The sequence below is a fragment of the Vibrio aestuarianus genome (assembly GCF_028858425.1).
Classification (GTDB): domain Bacteria; phylum Pseudomonadota; class Gammaproteobacteria; order Enterobacterales; family Vibrionaceae; genus Vibrio; species Vibrio aestuarianus.
In genome coordinates, this window is record NZ_JAKNYQ010000001.1 from 2,713,798 (window position 1) to 2,738,473 (window position 24,676).

The window sequence follows — 24,676 nt, forward strand, 5'->3', positions numbered from 1 at the left end:
GATTGGTATAGTTATTCTACAGACAAGATTTCAACATCAAAAATGACATCTTGCCCAGCCAGTGGGTGGTTAAAATCAACCGTCACAGAGTCACCCGCAATCGCCGTAATAATACCGGGAATTTCCATCCCATCGCGGCCGCTGAATGCCATGATGGTGCCTACTTCAACTTCGGCATCACCAACAAATTTAGCGCGATCCATGTAGTGAATATTGTCTGGATTTGGCAGACCAAATGCGTCTTCCGCACGAAGCTCAATTGATTTTGATTCGCCAGCACTAAGGTTAAATAAGCACTGTTCAAAGTTTTCACTCAAACTGCCATCACCAATCACTAATTTAGCTGGTTTCCCCATATTATGAGTACTATCAGCGACAGAGCCATCTTTTAATTTAATGGTGAAATGTAGGGTCACCGTACTATCTTGCTTTATCGTCGTCACGTTACGTCTCTTATTATTGATGGAAGAAATCAGCGTCATACTCAAGTATCGAATACACTAAGATACGCTCATTCCATACCGATATTATTTTAGATACGAAGAGTAAACAAAAAGCGCCACCTGAATCAACAGACAGCGCTTAGGGTTATTCAATTTTCTGTCGATACTTACTTTGCATCGTCTTTTTTACGAAAACCATCCAAGATGATCATCGCAGCACCAATGCAGATAGTACTGTCTGCTATGTTAAATGCTGGCCAGTGATGATTACCCCAGAAAAAATCAAGATAATCAACAACAAAACCATGCACCACTCGGTCAAAGACATTACCGACTGCACCGCCAATAATCATCGCATATGCGATGTTATTCCACTTTTCTCGCGCCGGTAGTTTACTCATCCAGTACGTCAGTAAAGCAGTGACTACAAAGGCAATACCTGAGAATAACCAACGTTGCCAACCAGCTTGGTCACTTAAAAAACTAAATGCAGCGCCATAATTATGCACATACAGAAGGTTAAAGAATGGTAGAACCTCAATGCGATTCTCCCAACCGTAACCCATGTTTTCCATCACCAGCAACTTAACGCCAACGTCAACGGTAAACACCAGCAGCGCTAGCCATAGCCAGCGCACGCCCGATTGTTTTAATGTAAGCGTCTGCTCAGTCATATTGAATCCCGATATTATTAAGCGAACTTACGTACTTCGCCTTCACCATCAAGGTTCGACACGCAGCGGCCACAAATAGTTTCATGGCCAGCAATAGTGCCAACATCTGGAGTGTGGTGCCAACAACGATCACACTTTTCAGCTTCAGTAGCGTTGACTTGAACAAACAAACCTTCGATATCAGCCGCATGAGCCGCTGCTGTTTTTTCACTAACAGGCTTAACTTCAGCTTTTGAAGTCAGCAACACAAAGCGCAACTCATCTTCCAATTTGTTGATTTTCGCCGCCAGAGTGTCATCAGCATAAAGTGTCACTTCCGCTTGCAGCGCACCACCGATGATTTTCTCTTTACGAGCATCTTCAAGTAATTTGTTTACTGCACCACGAACGTTTTGGATTTCAGCCCAAAATTCGTTATTCAACTCTTCACCTTCGGCAAGATCAAACAGACCTTGATACCATTCACCCGTGAATACAAACTTATCACGTGCGCCTGGCATTTCATTCCAGATTTCATCAGCGGTGAATGACATGATTGGGGCCATCCAACGAACCAAAGCTTCTACAATGTAGTAAAGCGCCGTTTGGCAACTACGTTGAGCATGACCACCCAATTTCGCTGTGTACTGACGGTCTTTAATGACATCAAGGTAGAATGAACCCATTTCGATAGAGCAGAAATGCATTAAGCGCTGAGTCACACCATGCGTATTATATTCTTCGTAGGCTTTTACGATTTCTTGTTGAGCTGCAAATGCACGACCAACAGCCCAACGATCGAGCGCTACCATTTCTTCTGCTGGAACCAAATCTGTTTCTGGGTTGAAACCGTTCAAGTTCGCCAGGAAGAAACGCGCTGTGTTACGGATACGACGATAGGCATCCGCAGAGCGTTTTAGGATTTCATCAGAAACCGCAACTTCACCAGTGTAATCAGTAGAAGCAACCCATAGACGCAAAATATCAGCGCCCAATTTATTAGTCACATCTTTTGGTGAAACCACGTTACCAATAGATTTCGACATCTTACGGCCGTTGCCATCAACCACGAAACCATGAGTTAACACTTGCTTGTATGGCGCTTCATCTTTCATCGCAATCGATGAAATTAACGACGATTGGAACCAACCACGGTGTTGGTCAGAGCCTTCGAGGTACAAATCAGCAGAATGACCGTTGAACTCTTCGCGAGAATCGACCACCGAGTAGTGAGTCACACCAGAGTCAAACCATACGTCTAAGGTATCTAGCACTTTTTCATATTTGGCTGCATCTTCTGCCCCCATAAGATCAGCGGCATCGAGATCCCACCATGCTTGAATACCTTTCTCTTCTACCAACTTCGCTACTTTTTCGATAAGCGCAGGGCTATCTGGATGTAGTTCTGCGGTTTCTTTATGTACAAACAGAGCGATAGGTACGCCCCAAGTACGTTGGCGAGAAATACACCATTCAGGGCGACCTTCAATCATACCTTCAATGCGGCTTTGACCCCATTCTGGCATCCATTGAACACCTTTGATTGACTCAAGTGCTTTTGCACGCAAGCCAGCTTGATCCATTGAGATGAACCATTGCGGTGTTGCACGGAAGATGATTGGCGTTTTGTGTCTCCAACAATGTGGGTAGCTGTGCTCATAAGCGTGATGATGCAACAACGCCCCTTTCTCTTTTAAAACCTCTAAAACAGACTCGTTGGCTTTGAATACATGTTGACCGGCAAACAGCTCAGTGTCTGGCAAATAAACACCATTAGAACCAACAGGGTTTGCTACTTCAAGGTTATACTGTTTACCAACAATAAAGTCTTCTTGACCGTGGCCTGGTGCTGTGTGAACCACACCTGTACCTGAATCGGTAGTAACGTGATCACCAAGGATCGCAGGAACTGTGAAGTTATAAAATGGGTGATTGAACTGAATAAGTTCAAGATCTGCACCTTTGGCAAACCCAAGGTTATGGAAATGCTCAATACCAGCACGGTCCATTACACTTTTCGCGAGTTCAGAAGCAACGATAAGACGCTGTTGCTGCTGTTCACCTTTCGCTTCAACTTGGATCAATACGTATTCGAGATCATCACGCAGACACACAGCGCGGTTCGCTGGCAGTGTCCAAGGTGTTGTCGTCCAAATAACAATAGAAATATCACCCTGACCAGCATGATCATTTGCTAACGTGAATTTTTCTAGCAAAGCGGATTCATCAGCGGCAGTAAATTTTACATCGATAGAAGGCGATACTTTATCTTTGTATTCAACTTCCGCTTCAGCCAATGCCGAACCACAGTCTGTACACCAGTGAACAGGTTTAAAACCTTTGAATAAGTGCCCGTTGTCAGCAATTTTACCTAATGCACGGATAATATTCGCTTCTGTGTCGAAATCCATGGTGCGGTACGGTTTGTCCCACTCACCCATGATTCCTAGTCGCTTGAAGCTTTCTTTCTGACCTTCAACTTGACCGGCCGCATACTTACGACATTCGTCCCGAAATTCAGAAGCAGAAATTTTCTGACCAGGTTTCCCTTTCTTCTTTTCGACCATTAATTCAATCGGCAGACCATGACAGTCCCAGCCAGGAACATATGGCGCATCAAAACCAGAAAGGGTTTTTGATTTAATAATAATGTCTTTAAGAATCTTATTTAGTGCGTGACCAATGTGAATATCGCCATTCGCATAAGGAGGGCCGTCGTGCAGTACGAAAGATTTTTTACCTTTCTTAGCTTTACGGATTTCACCGTAAAGATCTTCTTTGTACCAACGCTCAAGCATTTCTGGCTCACGATTTGCCAGATTGCCACGCATTGGAAACCCTGTTTCAGGTAAGTTCAGGGTATCTTTATAATCACTCATCGATTCTTAATTCCGTTATATTGGGCGAAGTTAGACATTATTTAATCGGTGGAATAATCCGATTAATTCTTTAGCTGATGCAACCACACCCTTGCAGCATCAGCATCCAATTCAATTTGTTGCTTTAACGCTTCGAACGATTCAAATTTCTTTTCATCTCGAAGCTTATGTAAAAGTGCCACTTCTAACTGTTTACCATATAAATTGGCATGAAAGTCAAATAAGTGCACTTCAAGTTGCTGACGAACCCCATTGACTGTCGGCCTTTGACCAATATTAGCGACACCGCCAATTGGCTGTTCAGCAAGACCAAAAGCCTTAACGACATAAACACCAGAGACTGGTGAAACGCAACGTTTTAATGGAATATTCGCTGTGGGAAAACCAATGGTTCTTCCCAACTTTCGGCCATGAGAAACACGGCCGCTGATACTATAATCTCGACCCAGCATTTGAGCGGCCGATTTAAGATCATCACCTGCTAGAGCATCTCGGATAGCGGTACTGCTCACACGAAATTGCTGTAAACAAAAACTTTGGGTACTGACAACTTCAAAGCCAAATTTAAGTCCGGCTTGTTGCAGCATCGCAAAATTTCCCTGACGGTTTTTACCAAAGCAAAAATCGTCACCAACCACCAGAAACTTAACACCCAACTGAGCAACCAACAAGTCACGAATAAAGACTTCCGCATCCAAGTTAGCAAAATGATGGTTAAAATTCACACACAATAAGCGATCAATAGACAATTTACCCAATTGTACAAACTTGTCACGTAGTCGTGTTAACCGAGCGGGGGCATTTTGCTTAGCAAATAATTCCAACGGTTGAGGTTCAAACGTCATTACCACCGAGGGCAAACCTAATAGCTGAGCTTTTTCAGATACTTGGCTCAACACTTGCTGATGCCCTAAATGAACACCATCAAAGTTGCCGATGGTTAATACACAACCATTATGCTGTGATTTAATATTATGAATGCCGCGGATCAATTCCATTGGAAAATGCTTAAAACCTATAATTCTCGATTAACAAGGTGCGAAACCGACGGATTATATACTAATCATCGTTAATCTGTCGCCGCTTTTAAATCTTTTGGCCTTATGCCAAGTACAAATAGACTGACCAAGTAACTCATGGCGCCCATGATAATTAACATCATTAATGTCATAGCTCGTTGGGTTAAATCCCACTCTAACCATTGGCTCATTTCATCAAGTTGCCAAATAATTACCGCCACCATTACCGCACCAGCTATCACTAAACGGATAATAAAACTGATCGTTTTCATCGTCACTTGGTAAACACCCTGCTGATGCAATCCTCGGTATAGCAGCGCCATATTGATAAAAGCAGAGAGCGAAGTCGCTAACGCTAAGCCAACATAGCTTAAATGCCATGCTAACATCGCATTAAATACCATGTTCGACACCATAGCGATAATGCCATACCGCACTGGTGTTTTCGTATCTTGACGCGAGTAATAGCCCGGCGCGAGTACTTTGATCAACATAAAACTAATCAAGCCCAAACCAAATGCATATAGCGATAGCGCCGTTTGATTGACATCATTTGGCGAGAATTCGCCCCGCATAAACAGCACCATCAGCATTGGCTTAGCCAGTACGATCAATCCAAGCATGGCAGGGATACCAAGTAAACAGACCATGCGCACCCCCCAATCCATCGTTTGAGAAAAGCCTTCACGGTGTGAATCAACATGCTTACGCGACAACGCAGGTAAAATCACCGTTGCAATAGCAATACCGAAAAGACCTAACGGGAATTCAAGTAAGCGGTCAGAATAGTAAAGCCAACTAATTGAGCCTGTCTGTAAAAAGCTGGCAATGAAAGTATCAAGCAATAAGTTGATTTGGCTGACCGACACACCAAACAGCGCAGGTAGCATTAAGGTGCGAATTTTTACGACACCGGGTTCATTCCATCCCCATTTTGGTCGTACAAATAAACCCGCTTTAACCAAAAATGGAATTTGGAATAGAAACTGAACCAGGCCACCAAGAAAAACACCGATCGCTAATCCGATTTCAGGCTGCTGCAATTGCGGTGAAATAAACCAAGCAGAACCGATGATCATTACGTTCAAAAAAACAGGTGTAAAAGACGAAACCGCAAATTTACCTAGCGTATTAAGGATCGCCCCAGACAAGGCAACAAAGGTAATAAACCACAAATATGGGAAAGTAATTTTGAGCAACAGGCTAGCTAGCTCAAATTTATGAGCATCAGGTCCATCATTTAGCCAATCTAAAAACCACCCCGCGCCAAACAATGCCGTCACTGCGCCAGAACATAGGATGCCCACTAAGGTTACTAGAGTGACGATAACTCCTAGCGTTCCTGATGCTTTGGCAATCAATTCGCGGGTTTTATTGATATCACCAGAGGCATGATACTCCGTTAATACCGGAACAAAAGCTTGCGAGAATGCGCCCTCGGCAAACAATCGACGTAAAAAATTAGGAATTTTATTAGCAAAGAAAAATACATCGGCACTCGCACCAGCCCCCATTAAATTCGCAACAACCACATCACGAACTAGGCCCAACACACGAGAAATCAACGTCATAGCACTGACAATCATGCCAGATTTAAGTAGGCGTTTGCTCACTGTTACCTCGGAAAACACACCAAAACATCATTATCCTTCACCAGACATAAGGAATGTCAGCGAGAGAGCAGATAAGTATTAGCATTGGAAAAAAAATACTGTTAGAATCCACGCATCTTAACCGCGATGACCTTCCTATACCAAAATTTGTTTGGCCTAGAACGGTTTTTGCACAAATCATTTGACAATTGAGAGCAAATGCGGGATATTCCCGGCCCTTAAATTGTCACCGAACTAAGTTTTTGGGAGTTAGACCCTTGGCAAATAGTAAATCTGCTAAGAAGCGCGCTATCCAAGCTGAGAAACGTCGTCAGCACAATGCTAGCCGTCGTTCTATGATGCGCACTTACATGAAGAAAACCATCGCAGCTATCGCAGCTGGCGATAAAGAAGCTGCAACTGCTGCATTTGCTGCAGTTACACCAATCCTAGACCGTATGGCGACTAAAGGCCTTGTTCACAAGAACAAAGCTGCACGTCATAAGTCTCGTTTCGCAGCAGCAATCAAAGCTCTATAATTTAGACTTGATTCCAAGCGAATAAAAACCGGCTAACGCCGGTTTTTTTATATCTGTACAAAATACACCGCCAAAAAAATAAAGCATTTACTCTAAAATAAACGTAAAAAAATCCGAACAACGCCAATGCATCGTATCGGATTCGGCCATTATTTATTTAATAGTTAGTTACAATATAAACCGTGTAATAGTTCAATCATTGCTTTAACCTCGTCACTACTCAATGTGTAGTACACTGTCTGTGCTTCTTTTCTCGTGTCAACAAGACCATCTCTTCGGAGCCAAGCTAAATGTTGAGAAAGTGCTGATTGACTCAGCTCTAATTTGCCACACAGTTCACCAACAGATAATTCTTGATTATGTAGTAGGCACAAAATCTGTAAACGTCTTTCATTAGCCATGGCTTTTAACAACACAACGGCTTTGGCGGAATTTTTTTCCATTTCTTGTAGGTTCATGAGTAAGCCCCCCTGGAACAACTTCTTACATCAAACACATCACAAGTTTGCATATCTCCAAACCTAACAGGCTATTGGTTACATAGGTGAGGCAAGCGCTCACTATATAGTATTAGTTTTTATTCCGCTTACGACTGCGATCATTCAATTAAAATTTTCATAAAAGCAATAGAGGCGTCTAACCTGTTTAGTTTGGTATTGCTTGGCAAGCGATAACTAATAGTTTTGGTGGATGGTGTGATAGTAATCTATTTATCATCAGTAATAAAATGGTCATGCAAACAATTTACTAAAATCTGCGTCACAAACATTTTTCACCGCTGGATGTTGTATCATCCTTTCGGCAAAAATAACGTAGTACTCTTCTTTCAAATCATCAATTTGGCCAATTAATTGCAACGGAAGATCATCACCAACTTCATTCATATACAGTGAAGGCGCGAGGAAAATAGCATCATGGTGATAACGAGCAAAAGCTTTCATTAGTGCGACATCATCAAATTCACCAAGAATATTCGGCTGCAAGCCTTGACGATCAAACCACTGTAGAACATTGCGCCCCATTGCGGTTCGGCTACCGGGGATCAATAGCTTTCTTTGCTCTAAAATCGCAGGAAAAGAGGCATCACCTAAATGACCAGAGCAGAAAAAACTCATGGGGCTTTCTCCCAGCTTCTTACTAAACAGCCCAGGGCTTTGACTTGAATTAACCGGACAATCCGAGAGGATCATATCCAGCTTATGTTGTGAAAGTTGCTCTAGTAACATTTCATGAGTCGACTCAAAACAGCGTAAGTGGATACTATTATCCTCCGGCACTGTCGTCAGTAATATCTTACTCACTAAACGTTTAGATAACGCATCTGCAACGCCAACATCAAATAATAAATTAGAACGTTGGCTATAATTTACAATATCGAGCATTTCATAGCTCAAGCCAAACATCCGATCTGCATACTTAAACACCAACTGGCCTAACTCGGTTGGTTCAATGCTTCTTCCATTACGCTTAGTAAGCTTGCCATCCATACGCTCTTCAAATGCTTTTATTTGCCCGGTTACCGTTTGAGGTGTAAGGAACAAAGCCTCTGCTGCTTTAGTTACTGAGCCTTGTTTGCATACCATCCAAAAATAGTAAAGATGATTGTAATTGAGGTGAGACATGACTAGGTACTCGATACGATTAATGCAGCGTTTATATCAAACTCAGCATTGATGTTCAATAAACTCGAAAAAACCGAAATATAAACACAATTAGTTATAGCATAACCGATCAATTTCAATTTTAAGATGACAATAACGCAATCAACATACTGAAAAAAATCACTATTTATGATGCTAATCACACACGTTCACAACTCTAAATAAAGCAATATTTTCAATTGGTTAGATAAATAAAATATCATCAAAACACAAGCTACTGCCGATATAAGTATTAAAATAATCAATATCAATATTTCTGTCATATTAATGAAATATTTCCGCTCTACTATCGCTTTCAGATTCAACAACAGACCGCATGATGTAATAAATAGGTCAATGGAGAAAATGATGATTAACCAAGCGACTACTACTGCCGCACCGATTTCGAGTACCACTCGTTGGTTGCGTTGGGCGAACTTGGCATTCATGCTTTACTTACTGTTACTTGCCGTAGCAATGGTGGGTAGTGGCTTCAAATGGGCGACAGGAGATCAAGCAAAGGTTCTTTTTGAATTTGCTTCGCATCCAATCGCGGGGTTGATGATAGGCTTAGTTGCAACAGCGCTGATTCAATCTTCAAGCACAGTAACCTCTATAATTGTCGGTCTTGTGGCTGGTGGCTTGCCTGTCGAGACAGCCATTCCAATGGTCATGGGTGCAAACATTGGTACGACAGTGACTAACACGCTTGTTAGCCTTGGACATGTTCGCTGCCAACAAGAATTCAAACGTGCTTTTGCTAGCGCAACCATTCATGACTTTTTTAACCTATTAGCCGTACTCATTTTCCTACCGTTAGAAATGATGTTTGGTATTTTAGAGAAAATTTCACACTGGTTAGTTTCACCGTTACTGGCAACTGGTGATATGAGTATGAAAGGCCTTGACTTCATTAAGCCAATAACAAAACCAGTCGTCAGCGGCTTACAATCTCAGCTATCTGTGTTTGGTGACACCATTGGTGGTATCGCACTTATTGTACTTGGTATCGCAACGATCTTTGTTGCTATCACTGCCATGGGCAAACTAATGAAAAGCTTAATGGTCGGTCGAGCTAAAGAATTGCTAAAGAATGCGATCGGCCGTGGGCCACTACACGGTATTCTTTCAGGTTCAATTGTAACCGTATTAGTGCAATCTTCATCCACAACAACAAGCCTAATGGTACCTTTAGTCGGAACTGGTGTACTAAAAGTTCGTGATGTATACCCATTCACGTTAGGTGCAAATATTGGTACTTGTATTACAGCGCTACTCGCGGCTACTGCGGTATCTGGTGAGTTCGCCGTGTTTGCCTTACAAATTGCACTGGTACACTTAACCTTTAATATTCTGGCCACCGTAGTAATTTACGGTATTCCATTCTTACGTGAACTGCCGATTAAAGGCGCTGAAAAAATCGCGGAGATGGCAACTAAGAATAAAGCAGTTGTGGCGGGTTACTTAATTTCGGTCTTCATCGTTATGCCTGGATCAATACTGGCACTGACCGCTTAAACGAAAAATTGGTGAAGTAAAAAATCCCCGCAACGCTATCCGCTGCGGGGATTTTTTTATTTATTAGCTGAAATGATTACACAGAGAACGGATATTGTATCGCTTCATGGCATTGGTACCCTTCCACCCAGAAATCATCCAATGTCACCCACGTTTCTAAGTCTTGCAATGAAGTGATTTTGGGGTTGATATGGAACTGGGCAGGAGCAAGTGGTTCACGCTTCAACTGAACATCACGCATTAACTCTAGTTGATCTTCGTAAATGTGAGCATTCACTATTTTGTGATATGCCACCCCCGCCTTTTTCCCCGTAATTTGCGCCATAATCGCAAGAAAAACGTAGACCTGTACCATATTGAAGTTCAAACCTAACGGAACATCACAAGAGCGTTGAGTACTGTTGAGATACAGATTATCGCCTAGAAGTGAAAAATGGTGGCTATACATGCAAGGACGCAAACACCCCATATGAAACTCACCAGGGTTGTAAAAATTGAGAATTTCGCCCCGGTCATCAACACCACGAGTTAAGTCATCAACAATTTTACGCAGTTGATCCACATGCCCGCCATCAGGCTTTGCCCATGCTCGACCTTGAACTCCATACACTCGACCCATATCGTCTTGCCCTTTGCGGTATGGGTTGTTCAACCAGGCTTCGTTAAGGTTTGCATTTGCATCCCAAGTTTTGGTACCCAATTTACGGAAATCCTCAGCGTTATCATAGCCACGAATATAACCAAGTAACTCTGCAACCGCCGCTTTCCAAAAACTTTTGCGGGTTGTCACCAAAGGAAAATGATTATTGCCAACATCATAAGTAAGATCTGCATTAACCACCGTTAAACACCGCTTTCCGGTACGCTCATTTTCAATCCAAATTCCGTCGTCTACGATTCGACGACAAAGATCTAAATACTGTTTCACTCTAATTCCTTACTTAGCGATTGCATCTTTGTAGTGGCCACGCTTGTAAGCCCAAACCATCATCAACACTCCCAGAATCACCATAGGCAGAGATAGAATTTGCCCCATGGAGATAAACCCACCAAATAAACCTAATTGCGCGTCCGGCTCACGTACGTATTCAACAAGAAAGCGAAATGTACCATATCCAGCTAAAAATAGTCCGGAAACCGACCCTAGTGGCCGTGGCTTCTTGATAAACCAGTTAAGGATAAAGAACAAGACAATCCCTTCTAGGGCCATTTCATACAACTGAGATGGGTGACGTGGCACTGGCCCACCATTTGGGAAGACTATCGCCCAAGGCACATCCGTAACTCTGCCCCACAATTCACTGTTCATAAAATTACCTAATCGCCCCATACCAAGCCCAAATGGCACTAATGGTGCAATAAAATCAGCAACCCCAAAGAAAGTGCGACCATTTTTCTTCGCATACCAGAACATCGCACTAATCACACCTAATAGACCACCGTGAAAAGACATACCTCCTGTCCAAACTTTAAAAAGATAAAGTGGATCATCGAGGAACAATTCAAAGTTATAGAAAAGTACGTAGCCAATACGACCACCGACAACTACTCCTAGAAAACACGCAAAAAGAAGATCAGAGACTTGTTCTCGAGTCCAGCCGCTGTTTGGTTTGTCCGCGCGACGATTCGCTAACCACATAGCAAACACAAAACCGACTAAATACATCAAGCCATACCAACGAATGGAGATTGGCCCAATGGCAATTAAAACGGGGTCAATATTAGGAAATTGAATAAAACCCTGAGACATAAATGCGCTCTCTTATTAAGCAAGTAATAGATAAATGATGACTGATTACAGCAGCATGGTTACCGCTATGCACATAAGGAAAATGGAGAATATTTTTTTCAAGACCACTGTAGGTAATTGACTCGCATAACGGGCACCTATTCTGGTCGTAAAAATAGAGGTTGAGGCAATAGCGACCAATGCTGGCAAATAAACATACCCCAGACTGTACTGAGGAAGATTTTCAACTTGGTAACCATGTAAGATAAAACCTATCATCCCAGAGATAGCAATAACACAGCCACACACCGAAGACGAACCAACCGCTTTACGCATTTCAACACCATGGCGGTTTAAAAATGGCACAGATAAAGACCCCCCACCAATACCAGCCAAGCTAGATACAACACCAATAGCACCACCGCATAGCATCGTCACCCACGCATTAGGCATGCTACGTGAGATGGTCGCTTTGATCGATAGAAACATTTGTATAGCGAGGAAAAAAACAATCACACCAAACACTTTAGGAAGATATTGAGTCGGAATAAGTTCAGCGACAATTGAGCCCAGAAAGCCACCAACAATGACACCAGGCATCAACCATTTCACGACAAACATATCTACGTTGCCCAGTTTAAGGTGGTTTAGAGCGGATGATCCTGAAGTAACAATGATGGTCGCGAGTGATGTAGCCAAAGCAAGGTGCATGCTCAATTCAGGAGCAATGCCCGCTATAGGAAGCAAAAACAACAGCGCAGGAACAACAATTAACCCACCACCAATGCCGAGTAACCCAGCCATAAAACCGACAACAGAGCCCAACAACAAGAGCAAAGACAACAACTCAAAATTCACATCGGTTCCTATTTTTTACCAGCACGGATAAAGCCAGCAAAACCTTTATTTTCAAAATATGAATGCATCATATTATAGATATCATTACCATAAGGTTGCATCAGCGCTTTGTCAGCAAGTGCTTTTAAATGTTTAGATTGAGAATGACGTACCAGATACTTTACTTTAGCCACATTAGACGTATTCATACTTAGCGTCTCATACCCCAAACCAATCAGCAGTAGCGATCCAATAGGATCCCCAGCCAACTCACCACACACACAAACAGGAATATTATGTAGCTTACAGGTATCATGAATTTGCTTCAGTGCTAGCACAACTGCGGGATGCATCGATTCATAGACATCAGCAACATGGGCATTGTTCCGATCCACAGCTAATAAATATTGTGTTAAATCGTTGGTTCCAACCGAGACAAAATCGATCTTATTCGCGATTAGTGGGAGTAGATAGATCATCGATGGTACTTCAATCATAATGCCAATTTGTGGCATTACAATTTTCTCATCAACAGCAGAGACTTCTCGGTACGCCTGATGGATAAGGTGCAGTGCATCATCTAGCTCTTTTGCTCCCGAGACCATGGGTAACAAAATACTTAAGTTTTGATGATCAATACTGGCGCGCATCATCGCGCGCAGTTGAATTAAGAAAATATCGGGATGATCTAAAGTAAAACGAATACCGCGCCACCCTAAAAATGGGTTGTCTTCTTCGATCGGCAAGTATGGTAATGGTTTATCACCACCGATATCTAAGGTTCGCATCACGACTCGTTTATCAGGGTACGCATTAAGAACACTACGATACTGTTGCAACTGTTCATCTTCAGAAGGAAAACGATGCTGCAATAAAAAGGAGATTTCAGTACGATATAGGCCGACACCATCAACACCTTGATTGATAGCAATATTAGTATCAGCGCTCAACCCTGAATTGAGCAACAATTCGATACGTTGACCATCTAAAGTCACAGGAGCTTCAGCAATGGTTTCATTAACCATCTTAGAAAGCTCTGTTTCTTCATCTGCTAAGGCACGATATTCAGCTAACAGTTGTCGATTAGGCGCAATGAATATTTTGCCACTATAGCCATCAACGATCCCTTGCTTACCATTAATTTCTTTAAGATTAAGCGATACTCCCATCACGGCAGGAATACCCAGTGCACGTGACAGAATCGCCGCATGTGAGTTAGCCGCCCCTTCGATAGAAACCACTGCGAGAAGTTTATCTTTGGGAATGGAAGCTAAAATTGAGGCGGTTAGTTCTCGTACCACCAAAATAATTGGCTTATCCAACTGCTGTTGATCATGTTCACTATTATGCAAAAAGAATAACAGACGCTGCCCAAGCTCACGAATATCTTGCGCCCTTTCGCGCAAGTACACGTCCGACATTCTGGCAAATCGGTTTGAATAGGTCTCGACCACTTGTCTTAACGCCCAATCGGCGCGATCACCTTTTTGGATCTGACCTTTAAGGTCACTGCGTAACATCGGATCGTTTAATAAGTGGGTAAAAAGATCAAAGATAGCTAAAGCATCTTTATTGATTTCGCTATCTAATTTTTTTCTCAGCCGACGAAAATCACTAAGCGCATTTTCAATCGCTAGTAAAAGCCATTCTTGTTCACGGTCAATATCTAACGTAGAAGCCGGATAAACCTCAGATAACTGAGGTTGAGTGTTATCCCACCAAAACTCGCCAATCGCGACACCAGAAGACGCAGCAACACCCGTCGTTGCTAATTGATTCTTTGAAAGTAACCACTGCCCTTGTGTTTGGGCATGAGCAATAATAACTGCCACTTGGGCGGCCAGAGTCACAATAAAGGACTCTTCCATTTCACTAAATAAACGGGGAGATTTTTGCTGGACCACCAGCACGCCAAGTACTCGCTTACGGTGGATAATCGGCGTGCCAAGAAAGCTGTGATAAACCTCTTCACCCAACTCTTTGACATATTTGAAATTAGGATGCTTCGACGCTTCAGCAAGGTTGATTAGCTCAGCTGAGCGCTTAACTAAACCAACCAACCCCTCATCAAAACCGAGATGAATTTTATCGCCTTTGAATTTTAAGCCTTGTGTGGCCATCAATTCTAAGCGCTGCTTTTCTTCATTAGCAAGATAGACAGTGCAACACTCTGTACTCATTGCATTGCACGTTTGCTTAACCAAAATATCCAACGCTTGATAAACGTTTTCTAGCTTAGATACTTGTTCAACTATTTCCCTTAGCTGAGAGAGCATGTCTATCCTCTTCGGTTTTTGCGTTTACCTTTACGTTCTTTAAATGGCATCGCAACTGATGCAAACTCTTTCATCGCCCGGCGATAAACATCGCGCTTAAAAGAAACCACTTGTCTAACTGGATACCAAAAACTTACCCAGCGCCAACCATCAAATTCAGGGGTATTTCCACGTTGCATGTTGATTCTTGATTCATCACATTCCATACGCAGAAGGAACCATTTCTGTTTTTGTCCGATACAAACCGGTTGTGAATCCCAGCGAACTAAGCGTTTGGGTAATTTGTATCTTAACCAATGACGACTTGTTGCTATGATTTTCACATCTTTCTTGGTGAGACCAACCTCTTCATAAAGCTCTCGAAACATGGCTTGTTCAGCAGTTTCGTCTTCATCAATTCCACCTTGTGGAAATTGCCAAGAATGTTGTCCGTATCGTTTCGCCCAGAATACCTGACCATGGTTGTTACAAATCACAATACCAACATTGAGTCGGTAACCATCGCCATCGATCACTGGCCAACCTCTAATAAAATCTTAATTGCTTTGATTTTTCCACATATCCCCAATCGGAGCAAACTTACTAATGTGATTAACACGAGATTTATGTGCTCCCAACAGAAGATTGGATAACTTTTAATCTAAAATGAACTTATCAACAAAATAATGAGAGCACTGCCACATTTATTCACGTTTTCTGTGAGTAACTATGTGAAGAATATCGTTCTAAAGCATAAAAACCGCATAATTCACGATCCAGACCATTAAAAAGCAACATACAAAATAAAAGTAATAACAAACAAAAACAACAGGTTAAAATAAAAAAAACGATACAAGCCTGCTTGTGAAACGTACAAGTTTTGATCTTTTAGCAAGATGCTCAAAGATCCACCACTTAATTCGTTATCCACACAACAAAACAGAAATTATAGAGATAAGCGTAATGAATGGTCACATCCCCCCTCTAAAAACCCTGTAAATACATACATACCTACCAACTGTATAATATTTTTGAGGTCAACATGTGGATAACTCACTTTTCGATGATCTTTTAGACAAAAGATCCAAACACGACACAACACTACATTACCTGTTAGATTTGCTACAATCCGACTTTTACAAGTCCAACTATCATGAAACCAGCACCTAAAACCGAACATGAACTGCTGCTTAGGGCGCAAAATATCGCTGGGCTAAGCTTTCGTGAGCTGGCCGAAGAAGCTCAGATGCCGATTCCTCCTAACCTTAAGAAAGACAAGGGCTGGGTTGGACAACTGTTAGAGTGGCATTTAGGGGCTACCGCAGGCAGTAAACCTCAGCAAGACTTCGAACAACTTGGCATTGAACTAAAAAGTATTCCAATAGGTTACTCAGGCAAACCGCTTGAAACGACGTTTGTTTGCGTTGCTCCCTTAACCGGTGTTCAAGGATTAACCTGGGAGCAAAGTCATGTACGCAACAAGCTATCACGAGTTTTGTGGGTTCCTATCGAAGGAGAAAGAGAAATTCCACTTGCCGAACGCCACGTTGGATCGCCACTACTTTGGAGCCCTTCAATAGAAGAAGAGCAACAACTCAAAAATGACTGGGAAGAGTTAATGGAATTTATTGTGCTAGGCAATGTAGAACAGATCACTGCAAGGCATGGTGAAGTATTACAGCTACGCCCTAAAGCGGCTAATGGCCGAGTATTAACCGAAGCCTATGGCGCTAATGGCAAACCCATTAGAACCTTGCCTCGTGGCTTTTATTTAAGAACTCAATTTACTGCTACAATTCTTGAGCGATACTTTGTTTAAACAAGTAAAGTCAGTGGCTGTAAAATAGTTAACAGTTTGATCTCTAGTCACAAATTTCATTTCCGTTTATCAATATTCTTCGCTTATAGTGAAAAAACATCACGCACTCATCCGCGATATTCAGCAAGGAAGGATTATGCAATATACCAAACTGCCGCATTCAACACTGGAAGTGAGTAAAATCTGTTTAGGCACAATGACTTTTGGTGAGCAAAACAGTCAACAAGAAGCCTTTCAACAACTCGATTACGCATTTGAACGAGGGGTTAATTTCATTGATACCGCAGAGATGTACCCCGTACCTCCTACAGGACAGACTCAAGGATTAACCGAGAGTTACATTGGTAATTGGCTTGAAAAATCAGGTAAACGAGAAAAAATCGTATTAGCGACAAAAGTAGCAGGACCTCGTAATGTTCCTTACATTCGCGACAACATGTCACTCGACCGACGTAATGTCCACCTTGCTATTGATGACAGTCTTAGTCGTCTAAAAACGGACTATGTCGACCTATACCAACTGCATTGGCCACAGCGTCAAACTAATATGTTTGGCCAGCTCAACTATCCTTATCCAGATGAGCAAGAAGAAGTGACGCTTATCGAGACACTTGAAGCACTAAATGATTTAGTTAAAGTGGGCAAAGTACGGTATGTAGGTGTGTCTAATGACACCCCTTGGGGAGTAATGACTCTGTTAAAATTGGCTGAAAAGCACGATTTGACACGAATAGTCTCAATCCAAAACCCCTACAACCTCCTAAACAGAAGCTTTGAAGTGGGGCTATCAGAAATCAGTCACTTTGAAGGGGTTAAGCTGTTAGCCTATTCACCATTAGCTTTTGGTTGTTTGAGTGGCAAGTATCTCAACGGTGCTCGCCCGCAAGGAGCTCGTTGTAGTTTGCATGAACGTTTTTCTCGTTACTTTACTGCACAGGGAATGAAAGCCACCCAAGCCTATGTAGAACTTGCCAATCAATATGGCGTAGATCCGGCTCAAATGGCTCTCGCATTTGTCAACCAACGTCCGTTTGTCGCTGCCAATATTATTGGAGCGACAAACTTGGAGCAATTGAAAAGTAACATAGATAGTTTAGATGTCGTGTTAGATGAAGAACTGCTTCTTAAGATTCAAGAAATTGGGACGACTTACTCCAATCCTTGTCCATAAATAACGTCGGGGCTGGTGAAGCAACCAGCCCCTATTGATTACGTCGGTATTCGCGCACTTAAAACTCGACGTAGATGACGCACACGACGCTCGGCTTTAACGGCATCTGGCTCTGATTGACCAATTGGACGGCCATCACTCTCTAGACCAATATCTTTCAACAGATGGACGTTATGCACAGGTAAGTCAAACGCACTACGACGAAATTTTCGTTTCCATTCGCGTTCTTCACGACGCAAATCAGCACGAACAAGTAGAGTAGCAAGTTGTAGATAAATTGAATGACGCATGGGTATTCTCCAGTTTTAAAATGTTTACTGGGGAAAAATGAAAGCCAAAGGAAAGGTAGATAGAACACTCTCATAAGCTGCCATTTTTCCGCAGCCTATTAGAGGTTACGGATTAACTAAAAATCAGTGCCTTTGATATGATCACAGATACGAATAGCGTCGGAACGCTTAATCGCTTTGGGCATAGTGATATCATCAGAAACGCGAACAGTGTGAACAAATACGTAATGTGTCATGTTGCGCCTCCAAGCAAGTAAGTTAATCCAATAAGAGATGTACGTGAGTTAATCTCACGGTTAAATTCTAAGCAACTGAGCTTATTATTCAACCATTAATATTCAACTGATTTAAAAACAACGTATTAACCTATAATCACACCCAATCAATAGAAAAAGATAAGATATTCACCTAAAGAATATCTTATTCACAAAAGATATGATTACAAAAAAATGGCCACTTCTTACGAAGTGACCATTTTTATTATTAACATCATGGTGTTAAAACGTATTTTCAGTAATTAAATTATGTTTATTTAGCAATCGATACATGGTTGCTCTAGAAATACCAAGTTCTTTTGCGGCCATTGAGACTTGACCGGCGTTAGATTCCAGTACCAGCAACAGTGCGTCTCGTTCAGAGCGCTCACGTATACTTTTAAGACTTCGTTTACCATCACTTCGCTTCGGCAAATCTAAGTGGACTTCATCCAACATTACCGAGTCTGACATCAAAACAACCCGCTTGATCTGATTCATTAACTCACGAACATTACCCGGCCAGTGATAACGAGTCAGTGAACGTGTTGCTTCTTCAGTGAAACTACGAGCTTGTGCGTTAAATTCTTTAGAATACTCTTGTAAGAAATGACGAGCCAACAGTGCAATATCACCGGCCCGTTCCTTTAAGCTAGGCACATTAATACGCAACACATTGATGTAATGGTAAAGTTCTTCATTAAAGTTTCCATCAATCAACGCTTTTTCAATATCCGAAGAGTTTGCCGCCAGTATCCTGACATCAACTTCTTTTACTCCTTCTGGAGTCTCAATGGTACCTTCCTGCATGAAACGTAACAGGTTAACTTGCTGGCTCTTTGGTAAAGTCAGAATGTCATTGAGTAAAAGAGTACCACCATCAGCTTTCTCTAACAGTGGAGTTTGCGCAGGATCGTCACAACCAATACCAAATAGCTCACATTCAAAACGGCTCTCAGACATTGCTCGACAATTTACTGAAATAAAAGGTTTTTGCGAACGAGCGGAGGTTTTATGGATCGCTCTAGCAACCGTCTCCTTACCAGTACCACTTTCACCATAAATAAGAATACTGACATCAGTTGGACCAATACGCTTGATTTGATCACGAAGACGTTTGACTGGTGTTGAATCACCAATCAGTCCGATGTCACCAGTCGAGCCATAATGTGGCCACACTTTCTTCTCGAGTTTCAACATCCCCAACTGATGGCCTATCGTACTCAGAAGCTGCGCATCAGGAATTGGAGCGGTAAAAAAGTCGATACAAAAGTTCACGATAAACTGGCAAATCGTATCGGAACTCAATTGCGATTCTCGAATAAATGCAAGCCAGCGAACTTGCTTATGATTACTTACTAAATTCGCAATACCATTGAGGCTAAATTCATCGTGGCTTAAATCAACAATACCGATACACGGACCTGTTTCAGAAAACAGAACATCCGCTTTACGTAAATCTGCACACTGTGTGCAGCGCCAGCCTACCTGCTCAAGGACAGATAACCAAGGCTCGTATGTTCCACCAACCACGACAAGCGAACCAGGGACAGAATCCATTCGGAATTGAGTTCCCATCAGCTATTCCTTATCTTTTGATTTATATTTCTATGCAGTGCTACTTTAGGCACATCAGACGAACGATACATTAACGAGACTTATCGATGTAGTCTGTCTCATCTTTAAGACTAGGTGCTATATAAGCCATCTACCAATCGATATAGAGAAGTATTTCATAGTTATGATGAAAGTTTTGCTTCCTCTTTCATATAAATGACGGAATTATTCAATAGAACTGATACAAAAAAGCCGCCAATTAAGGCGGCTAATATCAACTAAAGTAGCAATTACTGCTGTGGACGCATCGCAGGGAATAAGATTACGTCACGTATAGTATGTGTATTAGTGAATAGCATAGCTAAACGGTCAATACCAATCCCTTGACCTGCTGTTGGTGGTAAACCATGCTCTAGTGCAACAACGTAATCTGCATCATAGAACATCGCTTCATCATCACCAGCATCTTTCGCGTTAACTTGTGCGAGGAAACGTTCATCTTGATCTTGAGCATCGTTTAGCTCAGAGAAACCATTGGCTACTTCACGACCACCAATGAAAAACTCAAAGCGGTCAGTAAAGAATGGGTTGTCATCGCTACGACGCGCCAATGGCGAAATATCGGCTGGATAACCGGTAATGAACGTTGGTTGGATAAGCTTAGGTTCAGCCGTTTCACCAAAGATTTCTTCTAACAGTTGGCCACAAGTCCAAAATGGTTCTACTTCTACATGCACTGACTTGGCGATCTTCACCATCAATTCACGATTTTGCACGCCTTCATTATCAAGCGCTTGGATCTCTTCATGCTCAGGGTTGTAATGTTTAATGGCTTCCAACATGCTCATACGTGCATATTTACCGCCAAATTCAACTACTTGATCACCATATGGCATTGAAGTTGAACCTAGAACAGACAATGCTACCGTGCTGAGCATCTCTTCTGTTAGATCCATCAAATCTTTGTAGTCGGCATAAGCTTGGTAGAATTCCATCATAGTGAATTCTGGGTTATGGCGTGGTGAAAGACCTTCGTTACGGAAGTTACGGTTGATTTCAAATACGCGATCAAAGCCACCAACAACCAAACGTTTTAGGTATAACTCAGGTGCAATACGCAGATACATATCAATATCTAATGCATTATGGTGAGTAACAAATGGTCGAGCTGAAGCGCCACCAGGGATAACGTGCATCATTGGTGTTTCAACTTCTAGGTAACCTTTAGAGGTCATGAAACTGCGAATGGCAGCAACAAGCTTAGAACGAATAATAAATGCATTACGTGAATCTTCGTTAACGATTAAATCAACGTAACGTTGACGATAACGCATCTCTTGGTCAGTCAAACCGTGGAACTTTTCAGGAAGAGGACGCAGCGCTTTAGTCAGCAACTCGAATTCTTCCATATTCACGTATAAATCGCCTTTGCCAGATTTATGCAAAGCACCTTTTACACCGATGATGTCACCAATGTCTAAACCTTGGTATTGCTCTTTCAATGCTTGTTGTACTGCTTTATCGGCGTATGCTTGAATGCGACCAGACGTCTCTTGAATCACAAGAAAAGGACCGCGTTTAGCCATTACACGACCAGCAATAGCAACGACATGATTTAGCTGTTCTAGCTCTTCTTTGCTTTTTTCAGCGAATTGTTTTTGAAGGTCGCCCGCTAGGCTATCACGACGAAAATCGTTAGGGTGGCCATTTGCTTTACAGCTCTTACGGATGTGATCCAACTTGCTGCGACGTTCTGCAATCAGTTTGTTCTCTTCTTGCGCTATTTGCTCTTGATTCATTTCATTTTGAACAGCATCAGTCATTTTACATGCACCTTATATGTCGGAAAAAGCTTAAAGACCTGATTTCAGGCTAGCTTCAATAAATTTGTCTAAATCGCCATCTAATACTGCTTGAGTATTACGGTTCTCAACACCTGTACGTAGATCTTTAATGCGAGAGTCATCTAATACGTAAGAGCGGATCTGGCTACCCCAACCAATGTCCGACTTCGCGTCTTCGTTGGCTTGTTTTTCTGCATTTTGCTTTTGTAACTCAAGTTCAAACAATTTTGCACGCAATTGTTTCATCGCCTGATCTTTATTCTTATGTTGCGAACGATCATTTTGGCATTGAACAACGGTATTGGTTGGTAAGTGAGTAATACGAACCGCTGATTCAGTGGTGTTTACGTGCTGACCACCCGCACCTGACGCGCGGTATACATCAATACGCAGATCCGATGGATTAATATCAATAGCGATGTTTTCATCAATCTCAGGATATATGAATGCAGAAGCAAACGAAGTATGACGACGGCCACTAGAGTCAAACGGAGATTTACGAACTAAGCGATGAACCCCAGTTTCCGTGCGCAGCCACCCGTAAGCGTAATCGCCAGAAATACGCACTGTCGCACCTTTCAAACCCGCAACATCACCTTCTGAGACTTCAATAACTTCAGTTTTGAAACCTTTGGCTTCAGCCCAACGAAGGTACATACGCAGTAACATCGAAGTCCAATCTTGCGCTTCAGTACCGCCAGAGCCAGACTGCAAGTCGATATAGCAATCAGAGCCATCGTGATCACCAGAAAACATACGACGAAATTCAAGTTGGCCTAATTTTACTTCTAATTCTTCAAGTTCAGGGCCAATTTCGTCAAATGTTTCTTGATCTTCAGCTTCAATAGCAAGCTCAAGCAACCCTTCAACGTCATCAACACCTTGATCAAGCTGATCAATAGTATCAACAACGGCTTCAAGTGATGCGCGCTCTTTACCTAACGCTTGGGCACGCTCAGGTTCGTTCCACACATCGGGTTGTTCTAGTTCGGCATTAACTTCTTCTAAACGCTCTTTCTTAGCGTCGTAGTCAAAGATACCCCCTCAGGATATTTGTGCGCTCTGACACATCCTGAAGACGGTTTTTAATAGGATTGATTTCAAACATGTTTGCTCAGCATTTATGAGTAGAAAATAACCGAAGAATTCTACTTAAAAATGTGACGAAGATACAGGAAAAATTAGTTTGATGAGATAGAAGGGAAACGAGTATTTACTTTCATTTTTAGACAAAAAAAGAGACTGCTCATAAATGACCAGTCTCTCACTTTATTTTTGAACTAAGCGGTTTCTTTAACCAGTGTTTCTTGTACAGAACCTGCCACAAAAAACATACAGACGATTGCAACAGTAGTTGGTAACAACCATCCCATACCAATTTCAAACAGTGGTAGCATGTTGAATGCAGAAACATCAACTCCAGCAACCTTGGCGGCATCAATCAAAGCAAATAGCAATGAAATTAATAATACTACGCGGTATGCCACTCGAGGATTAGGCAGTTTACTACGAACAAACGTAAGGGCTACTAAAGCAATCGCCACTGGGTAAAGTGCAAACAGTGCAGGTACTGATAGCGAAATAAGCTGCGATAAGCCAACATTAGCGACAATAGCGCAAATAGTACCAATGATTAATACCCACTTTTTATAAGTAATAGAAGTCAATGAACTAAAGTAATCAGAACATGCAGAAATTAAACCAATCGCCGTTGTTAAACAAGCCAATAGAACGATAACTGACAGCACAATTTGACCATAAGGACCAAATAATGCCTGAACGTATTGGCTAAGCACCACACCACCGTTTTCAGCGCCAGCTGCAACCACTGAGCTCGTAGCTCCCAAGTAGAACAGCGAAACATAAACAAATGCTAAACCAGCCGCTGCAATACATGCTGCACTGATTAAATATTTAGTGGTTGCAGAACGCTCAGTGATACCTTTGCTACGTAGAGCATCAACCATCAACATACCAAACATTAGTGAACCAAACGTATCCATTGTGTTGTAGCCTTCAAGGAAGCCTTTCGTAAATGGTTGGGTTAAATATTCACCGTGTGCGCTCAGCATTTCACCTTGAGGGTCGATAAAAACGGCCACAGCAAGAACGATCAGCGCAATAAATAATGCAGGTGTTAGCACCTTACCAATCACGTCAATTAACTTGCCTTGAGACCAGGCAAAAAACATCGCTACAGCAAAAAATAGAATGGAAAAAAGTGTCAAATGTGATTGCTGAGCATCAATGAAAAATGGCTTAATCGCCATCTCGTAGGCAACAAGACCAGTTCGTGGCGCTGCAAATGCAGGACCAATAATGATAAAAATCATTACCGCCATAAGCGTTGCCGCTTGTTTTGGTAGATCTTTAGTGAGGTGATCCCATGTGCCACCAGCGATCGCAATTGCGATAATGGTAATCAACGGTAAACCAACCGCTGTAAACAAGAAACCTGTCATTGCTGGAAAGAGGTGATCCCCGGCAAGTTGGCCTGCAATTGGCGGAAAGATGATGTTACCAGCACCCAAGAAAAACGCGAAAAGCATAAAGCCGATCGCGATAATATCTGTTAGTTTTAACGTCTGCTTCACAGATAGCCCTTAATTATTATTTGATAAATGTTGTGTATGCATT

21 protein-coding genes are annotated in these 24,676 nt (G+C 42.1%); 4 read left to right on the forward strand and 17 right to left on the reverse strand.

Translation table 11 applies throughout. The features are described from left to right. Positions 1-11 precede the first annotated feature (11 nt). The 5 genes from fkpB to murJ form a co-directional block, all read right to left on the reverse strand. The gene (gene fkpB / locus MCT08_RS12370; RefSeq protein ID WP_274678681.1) at positions 12-443 is read right to left on the reverse strand and encodes an FKBP-type peptidyl-prolyl cis-trans isomerase; all 432 of its coding nucleotides are present in this window, start codon (positions 441-443) and stop codon (positions 12-14) included. Between the two features lie 167 nt (positions 444-610). Further along, the gene (gene lspA, locus MCT08_RS12375; RefSeq protein WP_172531816.1) at positions 611-1,117 is read right to left on the reverse strand and encodes a signal peptidase II; all 507 of its coding nucleotides are present in this window, start codon (positions 1,115-1,117) and stop codon (positions 611-613) included. 17 nt (positions 1,118-1,134) lie between these two features. Beyond that, complete coding sequence (gene ileS / locus MCT08_RS12380; protein WP_274678509.1) at positions 1,135-3,975, reverse strand: isoleucine--tRNA ligase; 2,841 nt, start codon at positions 3,973-3,975, stop codon at positions 1,135-1,137. A 62-nt stretch (positions 3,976-4,037) separates the two neighbouring features. Continuing rightward, entirely contained in the window at positions 4,038-4,973 is a 936-nt protein-coding gene (gene ribF / locus MCT08_RS12385) for a bifunctional riboflavin kinase/FAD synthetase (protein WP_274678510.1), read from the reverse strand. 71 nt (positions 4,974-5,044) lie between these two features. Beyond that, positions 5,045-6,607 (reverse strand): murein biosynthesis integral membrane protein MurJ, encoded by a 1,563-nt coding sequence (murJ, locus tag MCT08_RS12390; RefSeq protein ID WP_168523170.1) that lies wholly within the window; start codon positions 6,605-6,607, stop codon positions 5,045-5,047. A gap of 257 nt (positions 6,608-6,864) precedes the next feature. Here murJ and rpsT point away from each other — a divergent pair, with 257 nt between their 5' ends. Then, positions 6,865-7,125 (forward strand): 30S ribosomal protein S20, encoded by a 261-nt coding sequence (gene rpsT, locus MCT08_RS12395; protein WP_053311233.1) that lies wholly within the window; start codon positions 6,865-6,867, stop codon positions 7,123-7,125. A 164-nt stretch (positions 7,126-7,289) separates the two neighbouring features. Here the strand turns inward: rpsT and MCT08_RS12400 are convergent, their stop codons facing one another. Together MCT08_RS12400 and nhaR are read right to left on the reverse strand one after the other, a co-directional pair. Continuing rightward, positions 7,290-7,583 carry an ArsR/SmtB family transcription factor gene (locus MCT08_RS12400; RefSeq protein ID WP_172531813.1) on the reverse strand — a complete coding sequence of 98 codons (294 nt, stop codon included), beginning with the start codon at positions 7,581-7,583 and terminating at the stop codon, positions 7,290-7,292. 273 nt (positions 7,584-7,856) lie between these two features. Next, positions 7,857-8,747 carry a transcriptional activator NhaR gene (gene nhaR, locus MCT08_RS12405; protein WP_053311235.1) on the reverse strand — a complete coding sequence of 297 codons (891 nt, stop codon included), beginning with the start codon at positions 8,745-8,747 and terminating at the stop codon, positions 7,857-7,859. 387 nt (positions 8,748-9,134) lie between these two features. Between nhaR and MCT08_RS12410 the strand changes: the two genes are divergently transcribed. Next, entirely contained in the window at positions 9,135-10,283 is a 1,149-nt protein-coding gene (locus MCT08_RS12410) for a Na/Pi symporter (protein WP_053311236.1), read from the forward strand. Positions 10,284-10,359: 76 nt separating this feature from the next. On the opposite strand, the gene MCT08_RS12415 is transcribed toward MCT08_RS12410, so the two are convergent. Genes MCT08_RS12415 through rppH form a run of 5 tightly spaced genes read right to left on the reverse strand, consistent with a single transcriptional unit; the run spans position 10,360 to position 15,640 of the window. Then, positions 10,360-11,211, reverse strand: coding sequence for a thymidylate synthase (locus tag MCT08_RS12415; RefSeq protein WP_274678511.1), 852 nt, complete (start codon positions 11,209-11,211; stop codon positions 10,360-10,362). A gap of 9 nt (positions 11,212-11,220) precedes the next feature. Beyond that, positions 11,221-12,033 (reverse strand): prolipoprotein diacylglyceryl transferase, encoded by an 813-nt coding sequence (lgt, locus tag MCT08_RS12420; protein ID WP_168523173.1) that lies wholly within the window; start codon positions 12,031-12,033, stop codon positions 11,221-11,223. Between the two features lie 45 nt (positions 12,034-12,078). Then, a complete protein-coding gene (locus MCT08_RS12425) occupies positions 12,079-12,870 on the reverse strand; it encodes a sulfite exporter TauE/SafE family protein (protein WP_168523174.1) in 792 nt (263 codons plus the stop codon). 8 nt (positions 12,871-12,878) lie between these two features. After that, positions 12,879-15,125 (reverse strand): phosphoenolpyruvate--protein phosphotransferase, encoded by a 2,247-nt coding sequence (gene ptsP / locus MCT08_RS12430; RefSeq protein WP_053311240.1) that lies wholly within the window; start codon positions 15,123-15,125, stop codon positions 12,879-12,881. A gap of 2 nt (positions 15,126-15,127) precedes the next feature. Continuing rightward, complete coding sequence (gene rppH, locus MCT08_RS12435; protein ID WP_168523179.1) at positions 15,128-15,640, reverse strand: RNA pyrophosphohydrolase; 513 nt, start codon at positions 15,638-15,640, stop codon at positions 15,128-15,130. 617 nt (positions 15,641-16,257) lie between these two features. Here rppH and mutH point away from each other — a divergent pair. Together mutH and MCT08_RS12445 are read left to right on the forward strand one after the other, a co-directional pair. Next, entirely contained in the window at positions 16,258-16,923 is a 666-nt protein-coding gene (gene mutH / locus MCT08_RS12440; protein WP_274678512.1) for a DNA mismatch repair endonuclease MutH, read from the forward strand. A 136-nt stretch (positions 16,924-17,059) separates the two neighbouring features. After that, positions 17,060-18,094, forward strand: coding sequence for an NADP(H)-dependent aldo-keto reductase (locus MCT08_RS12445; RefSeq protein WP_274675179.1), 1,035 nt, complete (start codon positions 17,060-17,062; stop codon positions 18,092-18,094). Between the two features lie 38 nt (positions 18,095-18,132). On the opposite strand, the gene MCT08_RS12450 is transcribed toward MCT08_RS12445, so the two are convergent. The 5 genes from MCT08_RS12450 to brnQ all read right to left on the reverse strand — a co-directional run bounded on the left by MCT08_RS12450 (position 18,133) and on the right by brnQ (position 24,633). Next, the gene (locus MCT08_RS12450) at positions 18,133-18,384 is read right to left on the reverse strand and encodes a hypothetical protein (RefSeq protein ID WP_053311244.1); all 252 of its coding nucleotides are present in this window, start codon (positions 18,382-18,384) and stop codon (positions 18,133-18,135) included. 497 nt (positions 18,385-18,881) lie between these two features. Next, complete coding sequence (vpsR, locus tag MCT08_RS12455) at positions 18,882-20,216, reverse strand: cyclic-di-GMP-binding transcriptional regulator VpsR (protein ID WP_274678513.1); 1,335 nt, start codon at positions 20,214-20,216, stop codon at positions 18,882-18,884. Positions 20,217-20,485: 269 nt separating this feature from the next. After that, positions 20,486-22,018: a lysine--tRNA ligase gene (gene lysS / locus MCT08_RS12460; protein WP_274678514.1), complete on the reverse strand. Its 1,533-nt coding sequence runs from the start codon at positions 22,016-22,018 to the stop codon at positions 20,486-20,488. A 30-nt stretch (positions 22,019-22,048) separates the two neighbouring features. Then, positions 22,049-23,147 (reverse strand): peptide chain release factor 2 gene (gene prfB / locus MCT08_RS12465; protein WP_141652882.1). Its coding sequence is split into 2 segments (ribosomal slippage): positions 22,049-23,071 and positions 23,073-23,147, totalling 1,098 coding nucleotides; the frame shifts between segments, so codons are not numbered across the junction. Positions 23,148-23,319: 172 nt separating this feature from the next. Continuing rightward, positions 23,320-24,633 carry a branched-chain amino acid transport system II carrier protein gene (gene brnQ / locus MCT08_RS12470; RefSeq protein ID WP_168523187.1) on the reverse strand — a complete coding sequence of 438 codons (1,314 nt, stop codon included), beginning with the start codon at positions 24,631-24,633 and terminating at the stop codon, positions 23,320-23,322. Positions 24,634-24,676: the final 43 nt, after the last annotated feature.